19 protein-coding genes and 1 tRNA gene are annotated in these 17,795 nt (G+C 61.7%); 10 read left to right on the forward strand and 10 right to left on the reverse strand.

Annotation, left to right across the window (positions count from 1 at the left end; genetic code table 11):
• Positions 1–18 precede the first annotated feature (18 nt).
• The 3 genes from pncA to B071_RS19960 all read right to left on the reverse strand — a co-directional run bounded on the left by pncA (position 19) and on the right by B071_RS19960 (position 1,462).
• Positions 19–642, reverse strand: a complete 624-nt coding sequence (pncA, locus tag B071_RS0110735) for a bifunctional nicotinamidase/pyrazinamidase (protein WP_018527094.1) — start codon at positions 640–642, stop codon at positions 19–21.
• Between the two features lie 154 nt (positions 643–796).
• Entirely contained in the window at positions 797–1,141 is a 345-nt protein-coding gene (locus B071_RS0110740) for a histidine triad nucleotide-binding protein (RefSeq protein ID WP_018527095.1), read from the reverse strand.
• Between the two features lie 129 nt (positions 1,142–1,270).
• Positions 1,271–1,462 (reverse strand): hypothetical protein, encoded by a 192-nt coding sequence (locus tag B071_RS19960; RefSeq protein WP_157703159.1) that lies wholly within the window; start codon positions 1,460–1,462, stop codon positions 1,271–1,273.
• On the opposite strand from B071_RS19960, the gene B071_RS19700 reads away from it, so the two are divergent.
• From B071_RS19700 to B071_RS18570, 5 genes are all read left to right on the forward strand, one after another.
• Positions 1,463–1,600: a hypothetical protein gene (locus tag B071_RS19700; RefSeq protein ID WP_157703161.1), complete on the forward strand. Its 138-nt coding sequence runs from the start codon at positions 1,463–1,465 to the stop codon at positions 1,598–1,600.
• Positions 1,601–1,766: 166 nt separating this feature from the next.
• Positions 1,767–2,450: a 16S rRNA (cytidine(1402)-2'-O)-methyltransferase gene (gene rsmI / locus B071_RS0110750; protein ID WP_018527097.1), complete on the forward strand. Its 684-nt coding sequence runs from the start codon at positions 1,767–1,769 to the stop codon at positions 2,448–2,450.
• Positions 2,451–2,499: 49 nt separating this feature from the next.
• On the forward strand, positions 2,500–2,787 hold the full coding sequence (locus B071_RS0110755; RefSeq protein WP_018527098.1) for a flagellar biosynthesis anti-sigma factor FlgM: 288 nt from the start codon (positions 2,500–2,502) through the stop codon (positions 2,785–2,787).
• Positions 2,788–3,091: 304 nt separating this feature from the next.
• A complete protein-coding gene (locus B071_RS0110760; protein ID WP_083914869.1) occupies positions 3,092–4,237 on the forward strand; it encodes an iron-containing alcohol dehydrogenase in 1,146 nt (381 codons plus the stop codon).
• Entirely contained in the window at positions 4,237–5,064 is an 828-nt protein-coding gene (locus tag B071_RS18570) for a TrmH family RNA methyltransferase (protein ID WP_018527100.1), read from the forward strand. The genes B071_RS0110760 and B071_RS18570 overlap by 1 nt, the downstream gene beginning before the upstream one ends.
• A gap of 117 nt (positions 5,065–5,181) precedes the next feature.
• On the opposite strand, the gene B071_RS0110770 is transcribed toward B071_RS18570, so the two are convergent.
• The 3 genes from B071_RS0110770 to B071_RS0110780 all read right to left on the reverse strand — a co-directional run bounded on the left by B071_RS0110770 (position 5,182) and on the right by B071_RS0110780 (position 9,832).
• A complete protein-coding gene (locus B071_RS0110770) occupies positions 5,182–5,607 on the reverse strand; it encodes an OsmC family protein (RefSeq protein ID WP_018527101.1) in 426 nt (141 codons plus the stop codon).
• A 206-nt stretch (positions 5,608–5,813) separates the two neighbouring features.
• Positions 5,814–7,334 (reverse strand): HDOD domain-containing protein, encoded by a 1,521-nt coding sequence (locus B071_RS0110775; RefSeq protein WP_040588117.1) that lies wholly within the window; start codon positions 7,332–7,334, stop codon positions 5,814–5,816.
• A 107-nt stretch (positions 7,335–7,441) separates the two neighbouring features.
• Positions 7,442–9,832 (reverse strand): Lon protease family protein, encoded by a 2,391-nt coding sequence (locus B071_RS0110780; protein WP_018527103.1) that lies wholly within the window; start codon positions 9,830–9,832, stop codon positions 7,442–7,444.
• Between the two features lie 255 nt (positions 9,833–10,087).
• On the opposite strand from B071_RS0110780, the gene B071_RS0110785 reads away from it, so the two are divergent.
• Genes B071_RS0110785 through B071_RS0110800 form a run of 4 tightly spaced genes read left to right on the forward strand, consistent with a single transcriptional unit; the run spans position 10,088 to position 12,692 of the window.
• The gene (locus tag B071_RS0110785; protein ID WP_026245166.1) at positions 10,088–11,071 is read left to right on the forward strand and encodes a sugar-binding transcriptional regulator; all 984 of its coding nucleotides are present in this window, start codon (positions 10,088–10,090) and stop codon (positions 11,069–11,071) included.
• A complete protein-coding gene (locus B071_RS0110790) occupies positions 11,071–11,832 on the forward strand; it encodes a Nif3-like dinuclear metal center hexameric protein (protein WP_018527105.1) in 762 nt (253 codons plus the stop codon). Before B071_RS0110785 ends, B071_RS0110790 begins: the two co-directional genes overlap by 1 nt.
• 9 nt (positions 11,833–11,841) lie before the next feature.
• Positions 11,842–12,411 (forward strand): signal peptidase II, encoded by a 570-nt coding sequence (gene lspA / locus B071_RS17200; protein WP_018527106.1) that lies wholly within the window; start codon positions 11,842–11,844, stop codon positions 12,409–12,411.
• A complete protein-coding gene (locus B071_RS0110800; protein ID WP_018527107.1) occupies positions 12,408–12,692 on the forward strand; it encodes a hypothetical protein in 285 nt (94 codons plus the stop codon). The genes lspA and B071_RS0110800 overlap by 4 nt, the downstream gene beginning before the upstream one ends.
• Before the next feature lie 30 nt (positions 12,693–12,722).
• Here B071_RS0110800 and B071_RS0110805 read toward each other — a convergent pair whose 3' ends face one another.
• The 4 genes from B071_RS0110805 to B071_RS0110820 all read right to left on the reverse strand — a co-directional run bounded on the left by B071_RS0110805 (position 12,723) and on the right by B071_RS0110820 (position 16,783).
• A complete protein-coding gene (locus B071_RS0110805) occupies positions 12,723–14,351 on the reverse strand; it encodes a DUF8510 domain-containing protein (protein WP_018527108.1) in 1,629 nt (542 codons plus the stop codon).
• A 215-nt stretch (positions 14,352–14,566) separates the two neighbouring features.
• Positions 14,567–14,640: transfer RNA gene (locus B071_RS0110810), tRNA-Ala, on the reverse strand.
• An 84-nt stretch (positions 14,641–14,724) separates the two neighbouring features.
• Positions 14,725–15,945 (reverse strand): FecR family protein, encoded by a 1,221-nt coding sequence (locus B071_RS0110815; protein WP_018527109.1) that lies wholly within the window; start codon positions 15,943–15,945, stop codon positions 14,725–14,727.
• 34 nt (positions 15,946–15,979) lie between these two features.
• Positions 15,980–16,783, reverse strand: a complete 804-nt coding sequence (locus tag B071_RS0110820) for a hypothetical protein (protein WP_018527110.1) — start codon at positions 16,781–16,783, stop codon at positions 15,980–15,982.
• Positions 16,784–16,893: 110 nt separating this feature from the next.
• On the opposite strand from B071_RS0110820, the gene B071_RS0110825 reads away from it, so the two are divergent.
• Positions 16,894–17,499: a penicillin-binding protein activator LpoB gene (locus tag B071_RS0110825; RefSeq protein WP_040588120.1), complete on the forward strand. Its 606-nt coding sequence runs from the start codon at positions 16,894–16,896 to the stop codon at positions 17,497–17,499.
• Positions 17,500–17,795: the final 296 nt, after the last annotated feature.

A 17,795-nucleotide genomic window follows, 5' to 3' on the forward strand; every position in this document is an offset into this window, starting at 1 on the left:
CTCCGGTTTCCAGCGGGGTCACCAGACTCCGTGTTCCACCAGGGATCCTCCTGCGTCGAGGATCTCCTGCAGGGCCCGGTCACCGTCGCCGGGGGAGACCTCCACGGGGAGTGTCCCGTCCTCGACCACCACCGTCTCGAAGCCCAGACGCAGGGCGTCCAGAGCTGTGAACTTCACGCAGTAGTCCTGGGCCAGGCCGCAGACGATCACCCTCGTGACCGCCCGGTCGCGCAGGAGGCGTTCCAGGCCCGTGGGGTTTGCCCCTCCGTTATCAAAGAATCCGGAGTAGCTGTCTATGGAGGGGTTGGAACCCTTGCGAACGACCCCGTGGAAGCCCGCCACGTCGAGTCCCGAGGCAAAGGAAGCACCAGGGGTATTCTGGACACAGTGATCGGGCCAGAGAATCTGCTGAAGCCCCTCGAGCTGGATAATCTCCCCCGGTGATCGGCCGGGGTGGTTCGAGGCGAAACTCCCGTGATCGGCCGGGTGCCAGTCCTGGGTAGCGATCACCAGGGAAAAGTGCGGCATGATACGGTTGATCACCGGTATTATCTGATCCCCCCGGGGAACAGCCAGGGCGCCGCCGGGAAGAAAATCGTTCTGCACATCCACTACGAGTAAGGCATCCATGGCTATCAGCATAGCCTATGAAGGGGCTCCTGACCACCGGAAAAAGCCGGAGAAACGTCGGGGAAACACCGGGAACGCCCTGACGGGAGATCAGGGGAACGCCCCCTGGAAGGTTCCCGGAAGCCCGCGGTCTCGATCCCGGGGATGGCCCGGGGCACCCCGGAGATCACCCCGGAGGCCAGGAGAGGCGGCGTCCCCCCAGAATATGGGCGTGGATATAGGGCACCGTCTGGAGGGCATCCTTCCCGGTATTGAAAACCACCCGGTACCCCCCCTCTTCGAGCCCCAGAGCCTTCGCTGTCTCGGCGATGGCCTGAACAAAGCAGCCCAGCTCCCGAGGGTCCTGTTCCGGCGCCTCGGCGATACTCCTCATGCGGGTCCGGGGAACCACCAGCACGTGCACCGGAGCCTGGGGATTGATGTCCCTGAAGGCCAGGGCGTGGTCGTTCTCGAAGACGATGTCTGCCGGGATCTCCCCTGCGATAATTCTGTCAAAGAGTGTTTCTTCCATGGACGGATCCTCCCTGGACCGATCCTATCCCATCCGGCGCGGATCGGGCCAGCCCGGAGGGGGCCAGCCAGGGCCCCTCTGGATCAGCCAGAGGCTCCGTCAGAGCCAGTCAGGACCTCAGCCGGGGCATCAGCCGGGGCGACTTCCCCCGGCGGGGTCTTTCCGGCAGGCCGTGCATCCCAGAACGCGCAGATGTTTCTTGTCGTGGCGCGCGAACATCCGGGCGATCACGTACCCCTCGGCGGGGACAGGGCCCTTGCAGACGGGGCAGGTCCGCTCGCAGCTTCCGCCGGGGGGCCTGCAGTGGAGACAGCCGAACATATGGACCAGGGATTCCTCCAGCCCCTCCGTGGGGGAGGAGCCGTGGGTAACGGCCGTGAAGACCCGGGTCTGGACCCGCTCCCCCCGCTTCAGGAGCGAACCGCAGAGCGGGCAGGGTTTGTACCGCTCCCCCGGTAGTGCTGCCGGGGCATCTCCGGCTGAAGGATCGCCCCTGCGGGAGGCCTCTCCCCGGCCCGAGAAGCGGATCAGGCTGGCCAGAAGCAGAAAAATCAGGAGCGCCAGGGCAAAGAGAAGCGTAAACTGAATGGTCTAATCCTCCCGTCTCTTGTACACTGGTCATTCTATGGCGGAACTCTTCGTTGTCGCAACGCCCATCGGAAACCTGGGGGACATCACCTTCCGGGCCGTGGAGGTTCTCCGGCGCTGTCATACNATCGCCTGCGAGGACACCCGGCACAGCCGAAAACTTCTCTCCCATCTGGGCATATCGGCACCCCTCCTGAGTTGCCGGGGGCAGAACACCCAGCGGGCCCTCCCGGGAATTCTGAAAATCCTCGAGGAGGGGCAGGACGTGGCCTACATCAGCGATGCGGGCACCCCCGGGGTGAGCGATCCCGGCAGCGCGCTCGTCCGGGGGGTTCGCCAGGCCGGCTTTTCCGTGGTCCCCCTGCCCGGCGCGAGCGCCGTAACCGCCCTGATCTCGGTGAGCGGTGTAGCCGGGAGGGGATGGTACTTCGAGGGCTTCCTGCCACCCAAGGGCGAAAAGCGGCTGAAACGGATCAGGGAACTCTTCCAGCGGGGTGATCCCGTACTCTTCTACGAGTCGCCCCACCGGATCGTGCGGTTTCTGGAGGAGCTGCGCCAGGGTGCACCGGGCGGGCAGGTTGTGCTGGGGCGGGAGCTCACCAAACTCCACGAGGAAATCCGGACGGGGACTGTAGAGGAAGTGGCATTTCTTGTTGAATCCGGCGCCATTCCCGCGCGGGGAGAGTTTGTTCTCCTTGTATGGACCGACAAAAGCCGTTAAAATTATGGGGTAAGGGGCCGATAATGTTGATGAAAGGATGGATCAATCGATGACGATTGAACGGCTGGGGCCGATTGACCCGATTCAGAGATATCACAAAACTGAAAAGACCGCACGTTCGGCGGGTGCGCAGTCGGGTGACGCGATCTCCCTCTCCGACGAAGCCCGGGCCCGTTCAGAATTCCTGCAGGCCCTGGAGCAGGTGCGGGACCTCCCCGATATCCGTCAGGATCGGGTGGAGGAAGTGCGCCGGAAGCTTGAAGATCCATCCTATATCTCGGAGAAGGTCGTCGAGGCCGTGGCAGATGAGATTCTCTCGGTCTTCGATCTTGGCTGAGCGCCCCTCCTTCCGGCTCCAACGGCAGTACTTCCCCCGGGAGGTGCTGCTTTTTTTTGATTCTGCGTGAAATAATTCCCAAAGACGATTATGATTACCAGTGTTTGAGATTATCCGTGTATGAGATTGCCTGTGTGTGAATCCGTCGCCTTCCCCGCTCTGCCAGTGATGCGGGTCTGGTGGCGTCCTGAACCGCCCGGTGTTCCGGGATGGTACGTTTTTGGATCTATCCTCTGGTCCGGGCCGTGGCCGGGGTCGGTTGATTGTGAGTAAACGATAACGTGATATTTGGAATGTAAAGCCCATGCGTAGTATATCTCTCAGGTTGCCCTCGACGGTTGTCTTCGGCAAGGATGTGTTGACCCAGACCGGCTCCCTGGCGCGCGAGCGGGGAACCCGGGCGCTGGTGGTTACCGAGGGTGTTCTCCACGAGGGGGGGCACATCGATCGTGTTGCCGAGATACTGCGGCGGTCGGGTCTGGACGTCATGGTCTACGACGAACTGATGCCGAGTTCGGCCTCCTCCCGGGTGGACGAGATCGCCTCGCTGGCNCGGGCCAGCAAGACCCAGGTCGTCCTCGGCCTGGGGGGAATGAGGGTCCTCTCGGTGGCCCGGTGCGTGGCCAACTGCGCCGCCTCGGGCCTCACCGTTCGGGACCTCCTGGAGGGAAAGGTCGCCCGGGAATCGNTCTCCTACATCGAAGTGCCCTCGTCGTTCCGGAACCACCTCCTCATGCGGGACGAGGCGCTTCTGCGCGATTCCGGAGCTGAGCGGGCCCGAATGGTGAAGACCTGCCCCGGCACGGTGGAGGCGGTGGTTCTGGAGACGGAGTTTTCCCAGACCCTCTCGGCCAAGTACGCGCTGGCAGCGGTGATGGATACCCTTCTGGCTGCCATCGAGGGGTTCTTCTCCACCCGCTCGTCCCTCTATTCCGATACGTTGCTGGAGCGGGCCGTTCACGAACTTCATGGAGCGGCCCTGACGGCGGTTAAAAATCCCCTGGACGGGCGGTTTCGGGAACGGGCCGCCGAGGCGGGGCTTATGACCGCCCTGGCTCTGGCCGTGACGGGTCAGGGTGCAGGCGGCGCCCTGGCCTACGGAATCAACGCCCGGTTCAGTCTCCCCAAGTCCTGGGTGGCCAGCATCTTTCTCCCCCACGTTGTGGAATCGCTCAGCACCCAGAACGTGGAGAAGGCGGCCCGCATCGCTGCCGCCCTGGGGGAACCCCTGGAGGGGATCTCTCCCGCCGGTGACGCTCCCCGGGCTGCACGGGGNATTCGCAAGCTCGTGAGTCACCTCGACCTGCCCGCACGGCTCCGGGATCTCGATGTGACCCTGGACGAGCTCTCCCACTGCGCGGAACAGGTGGCCGAGTTTGATATGCTGGCCCATGTGCCCGGGGGGGCCGGNGTCCAGGAGCTGCAGCGGCTGGTCTCGGCCGCCTACTGATGCGGCTGGCCCCTTCCCGGATACCCGCCCTGGGGTGCCGGGGGCTGCGACGGGTTCTGGGAGGGCTCTTTTCCCTGGATCGGGACGGGGGCGTGCGGGTGCTCTGCGACGCCCGCTATCTGGCCCGGATCCTGGTTGCGGTGCGGGACGACCCCGGACGAAGCCTTCCGCTGCGGGAGGCGGCGGCGGGGGCCGCAGCCCGACTGGCCGGGGAAGCGGGCTGCGGAGACCGCTCCTTTCTGGTGCTGCAGGATGTTCTCGACCGCGAGGCGGGGGTCATGGTCGAGGAGGATCCCTCCCGGGGGCAGGCCCCCGAGGGCGGGGCGTATCACCCCCTGCCGCTGGTGCTCTATCTGGAGCACCTTCGCTCCCCCTTTAACGCGGGAAACATCCTCCGAAGCGCCGCAGCCTTCGGGGTTGCCGGGGTTGTGCTTGGTTCGGGGTGTCCCGCCCTGGACCATCCCCGGCTTGTCCGGGCTGCCATGGGGGCCGAGAGGATGATTCCCTGTCTGGCCGGGACGGAGGAGGACGGGCTGGCCCTGCTCGGGGAACGGTTCGGTTCTGCCGCGCGGGAGGCTGCCCGGCTCTACGCGCTTGAAACGGGGGGGACACCCCTCGTGCACGCCGGGGTGGGGCTGCCCGCTGTGGTTATTCTGGGTCACGAAGAACAGGGGATCTCGCAGCCCCTGCTGGAGGCGGCCCGCTCGTCGGGAGGGATTCTGACGATTCCCCACGGGGGACCCAAGGGGTCCCTGAATGTGGGAGTCGCCGCAGGCATACTCCTGAACCACCTGAACACCCTGAACCACCCCGCTCTGCCGGAGTAGTACCCGGGCAGGATCGCTGAATTCAGCGGAGGCAGGTGACGGGCAGCCTCCGGCCCGGAGCCCGCCCCTCTGAAAGGCCTGACAGGCCTGTCAGACCCGACAAACCTTTCAGACCCGTCAGAGCGGCTCGGGGTTGCAGAGAATCCGGTGGGTTATGGTTCCCACGCCCCGCAGGGTAGCGGCCACCCCGCAGTACTTTTCCTGGGAGAGTTCCACCGCCTTTTGGAGCTTGCTCTCGTCCAAATTTTCTCCCCAGAAGGAGTAGACCAGCTCCACATCCTGATAGACCTTGGGGTGTTCTGCCGAGTTTTCTCCGGCCACGGAGATTTCCAGCCGTTCCAGGGGAACCTTCATCTTTTTCAGGATCGAGACAACATCCATACCGGTGCATCCCGCCAGGGCACTCAGGAGGAGAGCCTTCGGGCGGGGACCCTGGTTTGCCCCTCCCACGGACTCATCGGCATCGACGATAAAGGAGTGGCCCTGCAATTCGATATCGAAGGACATGTCTCCCCGCCAGCGCGCTCTTGTTTCTGCTGCCATAGTGTGGTCTCCTTCTCTGTGCGAGCACAGGCGTTTCTGCACGCCTGCTTTCAGCTATATGCGTCTTTCCTCGCAGGCCTGTGTGAGTGCGTTCGCACAGGGCGGCGCACGTACCTCCAGGAGCAACGCCCCGGGGGATCGCCCGGGGTCAGGGAAGAAGATGCGTTCTTTTTGGCGGGCGGTCAAGAAAAACCGGGGTGCCCGACTCAGGAAGCGCTGTCCCGGCGCCGCTCCAGGTGGGCGTACTCGGTGTCGTACTGCTCCTGGAGACGCTGGTGGATCAGGCGAAGCCGCTCGGGCGATTCCACACCCAGGAGCCGCAGTACCCGCCCGTCCAGGAGCTCGTACTCGCCGGTATCCATGTTGGCCAGAGCGTTTGCAAGAAAAACCGTGGCTACCACATCCCGATACTGGGGGGGAGCCTTCAGGGGCGCGTGGTGGTGCCGGATCGTCTCGATCAGCACGTCGGGGAAGTTCCAGCGCTGGGCCAGTTGGGCTCCCACCTCGGCGTGGGCGATCCCCTCGCTCATCTCCTCGAAGACCGACGAGGGGATTCCCTTTTTGCGGGAGAAGGCCGTGATTTTCTCCACCGTGTCGGGGTGAATGTTCGAGAAAACGATTTTGCCCATGTCGTGGAGGATCGCTCCCACGTAGACGTCGTCCAGAATATCCTTCCGCTTGCTCACGTGACGGGTTATGCCGTAGGCGTAGAAGGCCACGCGCTGGCTGTGCTCCCAGAGAGCTCGCGAGACGGTGTTATCCGAGCCGTCCCCCAACACGCGCTGTGTTCCGTAGCTGAAGAGCATCTGCTTGAGCCCCCGGAGCCCCACCACCTTTACCGCCTCCACGACGTTGTCCATCTTGCGGGGAAGCATATAGCGGGCGCTGTTCACCGTCCTGAGGAGATCCGCCGTGAGGGCCGGGTCCTGGCCCAGGGTTCTGGCGATCTCGGCAACCTCGGCGTCGGGGTCGTCCAGGAGCGCGCGGAGCTGCATGATGCTTTCGGGGAACTGGGGGAGCGACTGAATATGGGTGGTGAGTTCCTGGGACATATGGGTCAGATGGTCACCCTTGGTCTCGTCCATGGGAATAACCAGTCGGGCCACGGTCTCGTTGTTCTCCACGTCGATATCGAAGGCCTCCTCGTCGAGGCCCAGTTTCTTGAGCATCAGCACCAGAATGACGATCCCCAGCCCCGCTCCCTCGCTGTCGTCCAGGACGGCCGTCATCGCCTCCTCGAGGCTCCGGAAGGCCCGGGAGCGGGCGATACGGTCGTAGATCCGGATCTGCTCCTTCCGGGTGATCCTGGTATTGTTGGCTACACGGATATGGAGCTCCCTGCCCTGAATCTGGAAACTTACCCGCACGTAGAGGCCGGCGGCTTCCTGCTTTTCCAGCCAGTAGCCGATGTTGTCCAGGGTCTCCTGCTTGAAGGTCAGCATGCCCTGGCGGTAGTCCTCGTCGCAGGAGAGATCCAGCTCCTTTTCCTCGAAGTAGACGCGCTTGGTATTCGCTTTTTTTGCGTTTGTCGTGAGTTCCCGCAGACAGTAAGCCAGAGAGTCCTTCAGAACGTCCCGGTTAAGCTCCTTCAGGAATGCCCCCAGGACCTCCTCGATCTGCATCTCCGTCTGGGGTGGCAGGGTATAACTCTTGATCGAGATCGGTTTGTGCGCGCGGGCAGCCGCGCGGACTTTTTGAATCAGTGATGGTGCCTTCTCGCCGCTCATAAAAACAAGTATAGACCGGCCCGGGTGAGGTCGCAACATATGTAATCGATTCCAGCCCGATGCGACAGGTCAGGAGCGGGGGACCGCCCCTGACCGCCGGGAGAAGATCAGGAGAAGTCCTTCACCTGCTCTGCCATCTGTCGCAGGCGTCGTTCCACCCTGCCGTTCACGGTTTGCTTGGGAAAGTGCCCGTCGTTCCCGCGCGCTCCGGCGGGAAGCCCCGTGAGGATTTCGATCCCCTCGTCCACCGTGTCGATGGCGTAGATGTGAAACCCTCCCCGGGTGATCGCCTCCTGAACCTCCCGGGAGAGTATCAGGTTCTGGATATTGGTCCGCGGGATGAGCACCCCCTGATCACCGGTGAGACCCATGAGCCGACAGGTAGCGAAAAAGCCCTCGATCTTTTCGCTTATGCCACCCACGGGCTGGATCTGGCCGAACTGGTTCACGCTGCCCGTGACAGCGATATCCTGGCGCAGGGGAATATCCCCGATCGCCGAGAGGAGAACGTAGATCTCGGTGGAAGAGGCGGAATCGCCGTCAACCTCGACGTAACTCTGTTCAAAACCGATGCTGGCGTTGATCGAGAGGGGAAAGGTGGTGGCGTAGGTGGCCTGGAGGAATCCCTGGATGATGTAGATCCCCTTGTCGTGGATCTCTCCCGAAAGGCCGCTCTCCCGTTCGATATTGATGATGCCGTCCGATCCCGGGGCAACCCGGGCGGTGATGAGCATGGGGCGGCCGAAGGCGTAGTACCCCCGGTCGAGAACGGAGAGGCCGTTGATCGCCCCTATCCGGTGCCCCGTGACCTGAAGGATCATTTCCCCCGAGGAAAGCTGCTCGTCAAACTTCTCTTCCGGCAAGTTGTGGAGGAAGCGCCGCATGTCCCGAGCCTTCTCTACCGCCCCGCGTCCGATCGTATCGGCCTGGTCCAGTCGGGCCCAGTGGTTCGATTCGCGGATCAGGTCCGCAATAAGGGAAAAGCGGGTGCTGAGTTTGTCCCGAAACTCGCTGAGTCGCACACCGTACTCGACGATGGCAGCCTTTCCCCCGGGATCCAGCGGCAGGAGCCGCTCCTCCTCGCAGATCATCTCCATAAAATCCAGATAGGCCGTGCGCGTCTCGGTGCTGTTGGCCATGACCGAGTCAAACTCGCTCAGAACCTTAAAGAGTTTTCCGAACTCTTCGTCCTGGTGAAAGAGAATCTCGTAGACCTGCTCGCTCCCCATAAGAATCACCTTCAGGTCGAGTTCGATCGGCTCGGGCTTCAGGTTTTGCTGGGGTCCCCCAAAGGGCGAGGGGGGCGTGCGGATCTCGGTGATGCCGTCCTGGAGCGCCCGTTTGAGGCTCGCCCAGATCTCGTCGTGGCTGAGCACATCTTCGGCCCGAAGGACCAGGTAGCCCCCCGAGGCCGCGATAAGGCTGCCGCCGCGGAGGGTGAGAAACCCCTGGGTTCCATCGGAGTCGGGCAGGCTGTCCTGGGAGCCGAAGAGTTTCTGGTAATCGGGGTGGCTCTCGAAGATGACAGGCTTCTGCCGGGTATTGCTGTGGTCCAGGACGATATTGATGTTGTAGCGCTGAAGTTCCTGCTGGATCTCCTGGTCCCGGGAAAGGTCCTGGGGAATAAAGAGTTCCAGATTTTCGAGGATATCCTCCTTGAGTTCTTCCAGGTGGCGGTGGATCTTTTCGCCCTGGAAGACATCGGTCACCTCCGAGACCAGGCGGTCCAGAAGTGGCTGAATCGTCTCGCGCTGGAGGGTCCGGAGTTTTTTCTCCGCCACCAGCCGCTCCCCCCGGAGGGAGAGAAAGATCTGGTTCATCTGGTCCATGAGCTGGTAGTAGCGTCGGCGCAGGGACTCGGCCCGGGCGGGATCGAGCGCCCCCCGGGCTACCTGCTTCTGGAGGTCCTCCATCGGAACAGGGGTTCCCTCGATGACGGGGCTGATATCGCTGCGCTGTTCCTGTTCTTCCTGGATCTGAACGATGGTGAACCCTTCACGGGAGAGGTCGTTTTCGAAGGACTGGAGCGCCGAAGCCTCGTGCTCCTCCGTTTCGAGCATGATGTGATCCCGCTCTTCCCGGAACCCGCTTTTCTCGAGGACCGTAGGGAGCCGTTCTTTCAGGGTCTCCACCAGATCGTGCACCTTCCGGCGAAACCGGAGGGCATCGCCCGGCGAGAAGGAGAGAACCCGGGGACGATCGGGCTGGTGGAAGTTGTTGACATAGGCGATATCCCGCAACTGGTGCGGGTCAAAGGGCTGATCCTTGAGGATGCGCATCACGGCGGTACGCTTGCCGGTCCCCGCCTGGCCTGCTACGAAGACGTTGTAGCCCTTTGCGGGAATCGCCAGCGCCAGGTTCAGGGCCTCCACCGCCCGGGGCTGTCCGATGATACGGTGGTGAATATAGCTGGGACGGATTCCGGCGAGCTCTTCCTCGGAGACGGTATACCGGACAAGCGCCGGGTCCAGGCGAAATCGATCTGAAGACTTTTGCATTGCCAGAGAGTATAGCTGTCTCTGTGCAGGCGGACAAGTTGGACCGGTGACAAGTTGGACCGGTGGACACGTTAGACCGAAGAAGATTGCCAGGTGCGAAGGACGGGAGGTATACCGGCAGGGGCCCGTCCCGGTAACGGAATTATTGACAACTCTGGGAAAGGTCTGATGAAGTGATATACTGGCCTGCACAAGGCAGTATTTTTTTCTGTTGCAAACGTTCAGAGGTGTGATTACAATGATCAAACAAATATTATGAATACCGAAGACCGAATTTATCAGGAAGCTCTCAGCGTAGCGACCATGTACTACTACCAGGGGCTGACCACCGAGGCCATCGCCCGGGAGATGAACTTCTCCCGGCCCAAAGTGAGCCGACTCCTCTCCCACGCCCGTTCCTCGGGGATGGTGGAGATCAAGATTGTGAATGTCCAGAAGGCCCTCTCTCCCCTGGAACGGCAGATCCGGGATACCTTCGGTCTCGATGCAGTCCACATTGTGCCGGCGCCGGAACTGATGGGCGAGGTGGTCTGGTTGGAGCGGGTTGCCAGGTACACCGCCAACTACCTGAACAGCGTGCTCTCCGGTGGTGACATTCTGGCCATCGCCTGGGGTACAACGATCAGCGAGATCGCCTCAAACCTGATCCCCCACCGGGTCCCGGAACTGAGGGTTGTCCAGCTGAACGGTTCCGGCAATACCTTCACCCCCGATAACCGCTACGCCGCGAACATTCTGCACCACTTTGCCCAGAACTACGAGGCCAACGTGATGCTCTTCCCGGTTCCCACCTTCTTTGATTACCGGGAGACCAAGGCGGCCATGTGGCAGGAACGGAGCATCAGGCGGATTATCGACCTCCAGCAGGAGGCCAGTGTGCTGCTCTACAGCATTGGCTCGGTTAACGCCGGGGTTCCCAGCCACGTCTATTCCACGGGGTATCTGGACCCCGAGGATATGGAGGAGCTCGAGCGGGAGCAGGTCATTGGTGATCTGGCTACGGTCTTTTTCCGCGAGGACGGGAGCTGGGATGATATCCCCCTGAACAGCCGGGCCAGCGGGCCTCCGCTCTCGCTCTACCGGAAGGCCCGGCGGGCTATCTGTGTTGTGAGCGGTCGGAACAAGGTCCCCGGGCTGCGGGCTGCCCTCAAGGCGCGTCTCATGAGCGAGCTCATTCTGGATGAACCCACGGCACGGCTTCTCTGCCGGTCCGGCGATTGCGGGGAGGTCGAACAGTGATGACCCTGGAGGAGCTGGATGCCTATTTCCACGAGATCCTGCCGATCGACGAGTTTGCCGGAATAGATTCGTCGCGAAACGGCCTGCAAGTATCCCGCCAGTCCCGAAAGGTGGCGCGCGTGGCCTTCGCCGTCGACGCCGCCCTGCAGGTCTTCGACGAGGCTTGTGCCTGGGGAGCCGATCTGCTCTTTGTTCATCACGGTCTCTTCTGGGGGCGCGAGGAGGTGCTCCGGGGGCCACACTATCAGAGAATCCATACGCTCATCCAGAATGATCTGGCCCTGTACGCCGTACATCTGCCCCTGGACGCGCATCTCTCGCTGGGCAACAACGCCCGCATGGCCGCCGTGCTGGGTCTGGCCGAGGTAGAACCCTTTGGCCTGGTGCGCAACGTGCCGATCGGTGTCTCGGGACGTCTCGCGCATCCCCTGAGCCTGGAGGAGGTTCAGGAGCGGCTCTTCGGGCCCGCCTTCTCTCCTCTGGCGGTTCTCCCCTTCGGCACGCCCCGGGTCGAGTCGGTGGGGATCATCTCCGGGGGTGCTCCCCTGGAGGTCGAACAGGCGATCAGCCAGGGTCTGGACCTGTATATAACGGGTGATGCCAACCATGTGGCGTACCACCGTTGCAGGGAGTCGGGGATTAATGCTATTTTCGCAGGGCATTACGCTACTGAGACGTGGGGGGTACGGGCCGTTGCGGAAAAGCTTGCTGTTGATACGGGGATCGAGACGACCTTTCTCGATCTTCCCACGGGGTTGTGAGGTTTCTCTTTGACCAGGTCCTACAAGACAACTCTGGGTGAACCTTCCCGGGAGGATCTGTGGAGGCCTCTGATCCTCATGGCTCTCGTTGTGGTCCTGGACCAGATCACGAAGGCTCTCATTGTAGCCACGATTCCACTCTACTACGAGGCCGGCTACGTCCTGCCCGTGGCGGGGGACTTCTTCAGGATCATTCACGTGCGAAATCTGGGGATCGCCTTCAGTATCGGCCAGGGGTTGCCGCCCCTGGTACGGCAGGGCGCGTTCATTCTTCTGCCCGTGGTTGTACTGGGGGTTCTCTTCTGGACCTTCTACCTGAGCAGCGATCTGCCCCAGCGTCAGCGCTGGTGCGTCGCCGCGATCATGGGCGGGGGAGTGGGCAATCTGATCGACAGGATCTTCCGGCCCCTGGGGGTTGTTGATTTTCTCGATGTTAAATTTTACGGCCTTCTGGGCATGGATCGGTGGCCGGCCTTCAACGTGGCCGACGCTGCCGTTGTGACGGGGGGGATCATGCTGGTCCTCTTTGTCGTCTTGACGCCAGGGGGGGACCGCCCTCCAGGAGGGGAGGAACGATGAACAAGCGGGTGAACACCCTTCTCTTTATTCTGGCCGCCACGGTGGCGAACATCCTGACGATGATGGTTCTCTTTGTGTTATTCCTGGTGGTCTTTGCCCGTTTCGTGGCGCCCTCGCTCCCTCCCCAGGTGAACCAGATTATGCTGATGGTGCTCTTTCTCGGATCGGTGATCTCCACGTATCTGCTCTATCACCGGCTCATGCGCTGGGCTTCAAAAACCTGGGATCTCCAGAAGTATTTTGGGCCGCTCTTCGGAAAAGAGCGACGGTCGCCGGAGTAACCCCGATACCCGGGGCTCCGGGGGCTCCCTTCAGTACCCCACCGACATGGCGCGATTCTGGTCCTTCTTGTACAGGTCCTGGTAGACAAAGCCCCTGTTTTTCAGGGTGTCCTTTACTTCCTGGGGAAAGGGGATGTAGCGCCAGAAGATATCCCGCACCTCCCGGGAGAGCTTCTGGGTTCCGTTGCTCTCCCGGGTAATCCAGAGAATGTAATCCTGGATGAACTGGTCCTTTACGTCGCCCTTCATGCGCTGCTCCGAGAACCACTGATAGTACCACCCCGTGAGCCCCTCTTCCATCCAGTAGTGTGCAGCGCGTTCCTTTGCGACCTGCCACCGGAGGTCTCCCAGGGCGGCGATCACCGCCGTGGTCAGATCCTTGCTGTACATGGGGATTGCCAGCCGTCCCCGGCTGGTGGCGCGGTTGTAGCGCTCGAAGGGTTCCCAGCAAATTCCCAGGTCCCCGTAGCAGGGGATCAGGATGATATTTGGAACGATTCTGGTGGTCTTTTGCTTGAAGGTCCGCAGAAAGAGGCCCTGATCGAGATACTCCACGTCGGCCAGCACGTTGTGAACGTTTTCCCTGGTTCCCACTGCGGCCAGGCCTCCGCGAAAATACTGGCGGGAGAGGAGGGGGAAATGGTTGCCCTGGCGACCAACGCAGAGTTTTGCCATCTGGCGGATCGTCCCCATCTCCTCCAGGGCGGCTTTGGTGTCGACGGCGTCGATGTTTTCTCCGGCCTGCTCGGCCTGCCGCTTGAGATCAGCCAGAGCGTCCTGGTAGCGCTCGAGTTCCAGGTAGGCCCGGCCCATCTCGCGTCCCTGGTGGCTCAGCCGGCGGAGATCGGCCGATATGTCGGCAAAGATCGTTCGCTGGGCATCGGTGTAGGGGCCCTTCTGTTGCGTTTCGTAGCGAACCTCCCGTTCTGTCAGTTCTGCCACCAGGCGGCGCAGCGATGATTCGATCGATTCCATCTCCTCGTTCCGCGTCCTGATGAGGGTCATCTGGGCCTCGACCTTGCCCCGGGCGGTCTCGACCTGGCGGGCGAGGCGGGATACCTGCTGGCCCGTAGGTGCTTTGGTCTCGTCCGTGGCAGAAAGGGAAAAGCTCCCCGAGGCGATTCCCTTCAGCCATTCATCGACGTAGTGGATCGGCTCTCCCCAGCGATTGTCCTGGATGATCTGGGCGATCATGAGTCGCTGGTCCTTGTCGAGCATGGTAGGAAGAAGAACGCCGAAGCGAAGAAGCAGCATCTTGGGTTCGGGCATCGTCCCGTAGGCCTTGAGCGCCAGGGACCGGGCCAGATCCCAGTAGACGGGGATGAGGCGGTTTCGGTAGAGCGATCTATCCTCGGGGTTGTCGGCCTTGAGGAACTGCGCCAGGGTGCTGTGGAGGCGTTTGGCTATCTCTCCCTCGCCGGTGAGCGCCTCCTGATAAAAGTTGGCGTTCCGGAAGTAGGGCTTGGGGTCCTCCGAGAGGGTCTCGATTTTCTGCATTCGCTCCCGGGTTGCCGATTGCTCTTCGGGTTCGGTGTCATCCAGGAAATCCTCGGAACGGGGCTCGTCAAAGAGGTCCTCAAAGCTGGGGGAGTCGTCGTCTTTTTCCGGAGCCCCGGGGGAGACAAAAAGGTTATCGCTTGTGTCAAAAGAGGAACTCATACCTCACAGTGTATACCATTTCATTTCGCAGGTCATGGGTGCGGAAGAGAAAGTGCGGAAGGCTGCGGGCCAATCAGGTGGTGTGTGGTGATTCCCGGCCCGGTACCCTTGTGGAGGCGTCCTGGGGCAAAAACTGTCCGGGGATCACCTTGTCCGGGGGGGAACAAAATAAAAACCCGCCACAGGGCGGGTCTTGATCAGGGTTTCCAAACGATTGGAGGTGACGGGAGTCGAACCCGTGACCCCTTGAATGCCATTCAAGTACTCTAGCCAGCTGAGCTACACCCCCAGATCAATGTGACCCTGTTGTACCCCGATGACGGGTCCTGTGTCAAGCCCGCTCCCTCTTTTTGAACCCCCTGGAGGTTATGTTTTAGAACCCCATGGAGTTTATGGGGCTCCCCCCTCCGAAGGGGCTTCCGGCTCCCTCGGGGAGGCCGCCAAAGCTGCGCTGTTCTATTACCCGGTAGAGGCGGAAGACCGTACGCACCTCCCCAAGCTGGCGCCGGAGATTCTGCTCCACCCGGGAGAATCGGGTGAAGAAGTCACCCGACCGTACCCCGTCGATGGTGGTTTCCCCGATCCCCTGATCGTGAAAGCGAGCCAGTTCCTCCAGGCGGTAGAGGGCGTTCTCGAAAAGTGGCAGGATGCTGCGCATCTTGATGAGGGCGGGGCTCACCTCGGTACGGAGGCGCATGTCTCCCCCGAGGGATGTTCCGGTGCGGGCGGCCTCTCTCTCCAGGCGGTCCCGGTGTGCCATGAGTTCCCGATAGGCTCTCTGGAACTCCGGTTCCGTGTCGTTAAAGCGGCGCACGTAGGCCTTGATGAAGGTGGGCGCGCCACTTCGGAAGGCCTGGAGTCGCGCTTCGGTCCAGAGGGAATAGAACCGGTCAAAATCACCATCGGGGACGGTTTGAGACTGGGGAGGGCGGTTCTGTTGTACTTCTGCCGCTGATCCGCCCTCGACCATGGCCCGTTGCCCGCCCGAGGCAACCTCTACACGGCCCGTTCGTACTCCGGCGAGGGTGCTCTCGTCGGGGGCCGTGAGAACGTCAAACTCTGTTCCCCGGACGCCCAGTACAGCCGACCGGGTTTCCACATTCACCTGGGAGTCCCGTGAGATATTCTGGACCGCCATCTCCACGGATCCCGTGAGGAGGCGCAGGCGGGTGTTCTCGCCACCCCCGGTCTGGGGTTCCACCTCGATATAATAGGCTGTGTTCTCCTGTATTCGCACGGTNGATCGTCCTCCGACGGTGAGGAGGACCTCGGCGTAGCCGTCAAACCCCGTCTGGATCACATCCATCTCCAGCAGGGGATCCCCCGGATTGATCTGGAACTCGTCGAGGATATCTCCGTCCCTGATGAGGGAGACATCGCCCTCGATGTACTCGATCCGGCCGATCCCCTCGGCGANGATCGCCGGAGAGAAGAGGAGGATTGCTCCCAGGAGAAGTCCCGGAACAAGAAGCGATCTGCCCGGGAAGGACCTGGCCCCGGGACCGGTTACGGGACCGGGGGAGGCTCCCGGGGGGAGGCACCTGGGGAGAGGAAGGAAAGCGAAGAACCACGATGAAGGTCTGGTCTGTTTCATGGGAGACTCCTTGAAATCGGGCAGATTTTTTTGTCTATTGCCCTGGATCTTCCCGGGCCACCACGAGGCTGTAGAAATATCTGCCGTCGGCCGAGGTGTGGCGGGCGAGCACGAGAAACTGGCTGAGTACAGCCGATGCCTCCTGGGCTCCGATGGTTTGCTCGAAGGTTCCAACCCGGTCTACGTCGCGCCGGTCCTCCAGGGTGCGGACGCTGGCCCCGGAGAGCAGAAGAATATCCTTGAGTGCATCCTGATCGGCGGTGTCGATGCTGTTTCGCAGGCGGTGGCTCCTGAGGGTTGTTCCCACGGTGACGAGAAATCCCGGGATTGCGGGGGGCCGATTGACCCATTCGGGTTCACCATCGCGTGCCGATCCTCCAAGTTGTACCTGTGGGGCCGGAGGAACCTGGGAAACGGCCGCTACGATGTAGGTGCCCTGATGGTCCTGGAAGCTCTGGAGGACCTCCACGTGCTCTACCAGGGTCTCGGCGTAATCGGGGTCCCAGTCGGTGATAATGTCATCCAGGAGGTCCGCTGACCGCCCCCCCCTCTGGGTGACAAGGCGGTACCTGGCGGCCAGGCGGGTGTAACGGGAGGCCTGCTCCGCCACGTGGAGGATCGCCCGGTCTTCCTCCTCGTCGCGGTCGCGCAGGCGCGGTGAAATCCCCAAAAAGACAGGCCTGCTGTCCCGGGGGGTGAGGTCGCTCATGAGCGAATCGAGAGAAGTTGCCACGGTCCGCTCCCGGGAGACTTCCCGGGGCTTCTCCTCCGGTTGGGATGCGCAGCCGAGAACCAGGAGAAAGATCCCTGCAATAATTCCGAAATTCAACTTTGCCATTACTCTCAACTATAGGGGCAGGAATCGGGAAAATCAACCGATTCATTGACAAAGGGTATACCGGAACCTACACTTCAGACTAGATACACACGTGCTGGAGGAAACGAAGGATGAAAAGGATATTAGGACTCGTGCTGGTTGGGGGGGCTCTGGTTCTGGNGGGCTGTTCGACGCCGAGCCGTACCGTTGAGCGTACTGCAGCCGATGCCCAGATCGACTTGAGCGGACGCTGGAACGATACCGACGCACGGCTCGTGGCAGAGGAGATGATCGACGATGTTCTGGCCCGACCCTGGCTGAACAGGTTCTCGGCGGATCAGGGCCGCCCCCCCGTGGTGGTGGTGGGTGATGTCCGGAACCTCAGTTCCGAGCATATCGATACAACGCCCTTTATCCGCGATATCGAGCGGGAGCTGATAAACAGCGGCATGGTTCGCTTTGTTGCAGGAGAACAGGCCCGCCAGCAGATCAGGGCCGAGCGGATGGACCAGCAGACCCAGGCCCGGGAAGAGACCGTGGCGCGTCTCGGTGCCGAGACGGGTGCTGATTTCATGCTGCGCGGAACGATCTCTTCCACCGTGGATGCCATCGAGGGGATGCGGGCGATCGCCTACGCTGTCAATATGGAACTCATCCACATTGAGAGCAACGAGATCGTCTGGATCGGGAACAAGGAAATAAAAAAGTTGATTGAGCAGCGGCGTTCGCGCTGGTGAGTGCGGTGAGGTCTGTTCAGTCCGAAGGAGGACCAGTTATGTATAGTCCTGCCGGAGTCGTAAGGAGGGCCCTCGCGGGGGTCCTCTTNGTCCTGTTTCTGTCGGGTTGTGCCTCAACGAGGAATACCCTCTTTATCGAGGCCGACCAGGCGACGCAGCAGGGTGATTTTGCCCGGGCAGCCCAGATCATAGAGGATAACGTGGATACCCTCTACGGCCGACGCGACGGCGTGCTCTTCTACCTCGATTCGGGGATGCTGCTTCACTACGCCGATTCTCCTGTGGAGAGTTCGCAA

It is taken from the genome of Alkalispirochaeta alkalica DSM 8900 (assembly GCF_000373545.1).
GTDB lineage: Bacteria > Spirochaetota > Spirochaetia > DSM-27196 > Alkalispirochaetaceae > Alkalispirochaeta > Alkalispirochaeta alkalica.

What these genes read in the sequence shown, in the direction of transcription:
- B071_RS0110770 (WP_018527101.1), bottom strand. Translation starts at nt 5,607, where the DNA reads ATGGCAGCAGAAACAAGAGCGCGCTGGCGGGGAGACATGTCCTTCGAT.
- B071_RS0110740 (WP_018527095.1), bottom strand. Translation starts at nt 1,141, where the DNA reads ATGGAAGAAACACTCTTTGACAGAATTATCGCAGGGGAGATCCCGGCA.
- B071_RS0110785 (WP_026245166.1), top strand. Translation starts at nt 10,088, where the DNA reads ATGAATACCGAAGACCGAATTTATCAGGAAGCTCTCAGCGTAGCGACC.
- B071_RS0110790 (WP_018527105.1), top strand. Translation starts at nt 11,071, where the DNA reads ATGACCCTGGAGGAGCTGGATGCCTATTTCCACGAGATCCTGCCGATC.
- B071_RS0110755 (WP_018527098.1), top strand. Translation starts at nt 2,500, where the DNA reads ATGACGATTGAACGGCTGGGGCCGATTGACCCGATTCAGAGATATCAC.
- B071_RS18570 (WP_018527100.1), top strand. Translation starts at nt 4,237, where the DNA reads ATGCGGCTGGCCCCTTCCCGGATACCCGCCCTGGGGTGCCGGGGGCTG.
- B071_RS0110780 (WP_018527103.1), bottom strand. Translation starts at nt 9,832, where the DNA reads ATGCAAAAGTCTTCAGATCGATTTCGCCTGGACCCGGCGCTTGTCCGG.
- B071_RS0110820 (WP_018527110.1), bottom strand. Translation starts at nt 16,783, where the DNA reads ATGGCAAAGTTGAATTTCGGAATTATTGCAGGGATCTTTCTCCTGGTT.
- pncA (WP_018527094.1), bottom strand. Translation starts at nt 642, where the DNA reads ATGCTGATAGCCATGGATGCCTTACTCGTAGTGGATGTGCAGAACGAT.
- B071_RS19960 (WP_157703159.1), bottom strand. Translation starts at nt 1,462, where the DNA reads ATGTTCGGCTGTCTCCACTGCAGGCCCCCCGGCGGAAGCTGCGAGCGG.
- B071_RS0110800 (WP_018527107.1), top strand. Translation starts at nt 12,408, where the DNA reads ATGAACAAGCGGGTGAACACCCTTCTCTTTATTCTGGCCGCCACGGTG.
- B071_RS0110775 (WP_040588117.1), bottom strand. Translation starts at nt 7,334, where the DNA reads ATGAGCGGCGAGAAGGCACCATCACTGATTCAAAAAGTCCGCGCGGCT.
- B071_RS0110805 (WP_018527108.1), bottom strand. Translation starts at nt 14,351, where the DNA reads ATGAGTTCCTCTTTTGACACAAGCGATAACCTTTTTGTCTCCCCCGGG.
- B071_RS19700 (WP_157703161.1), top strand. Translation starts at nt 1,463, where the DNA reads ATGGACCAGGGATTCCTCCAGCCCCTCCGTGGGGGAGGAGCCGTGGGT.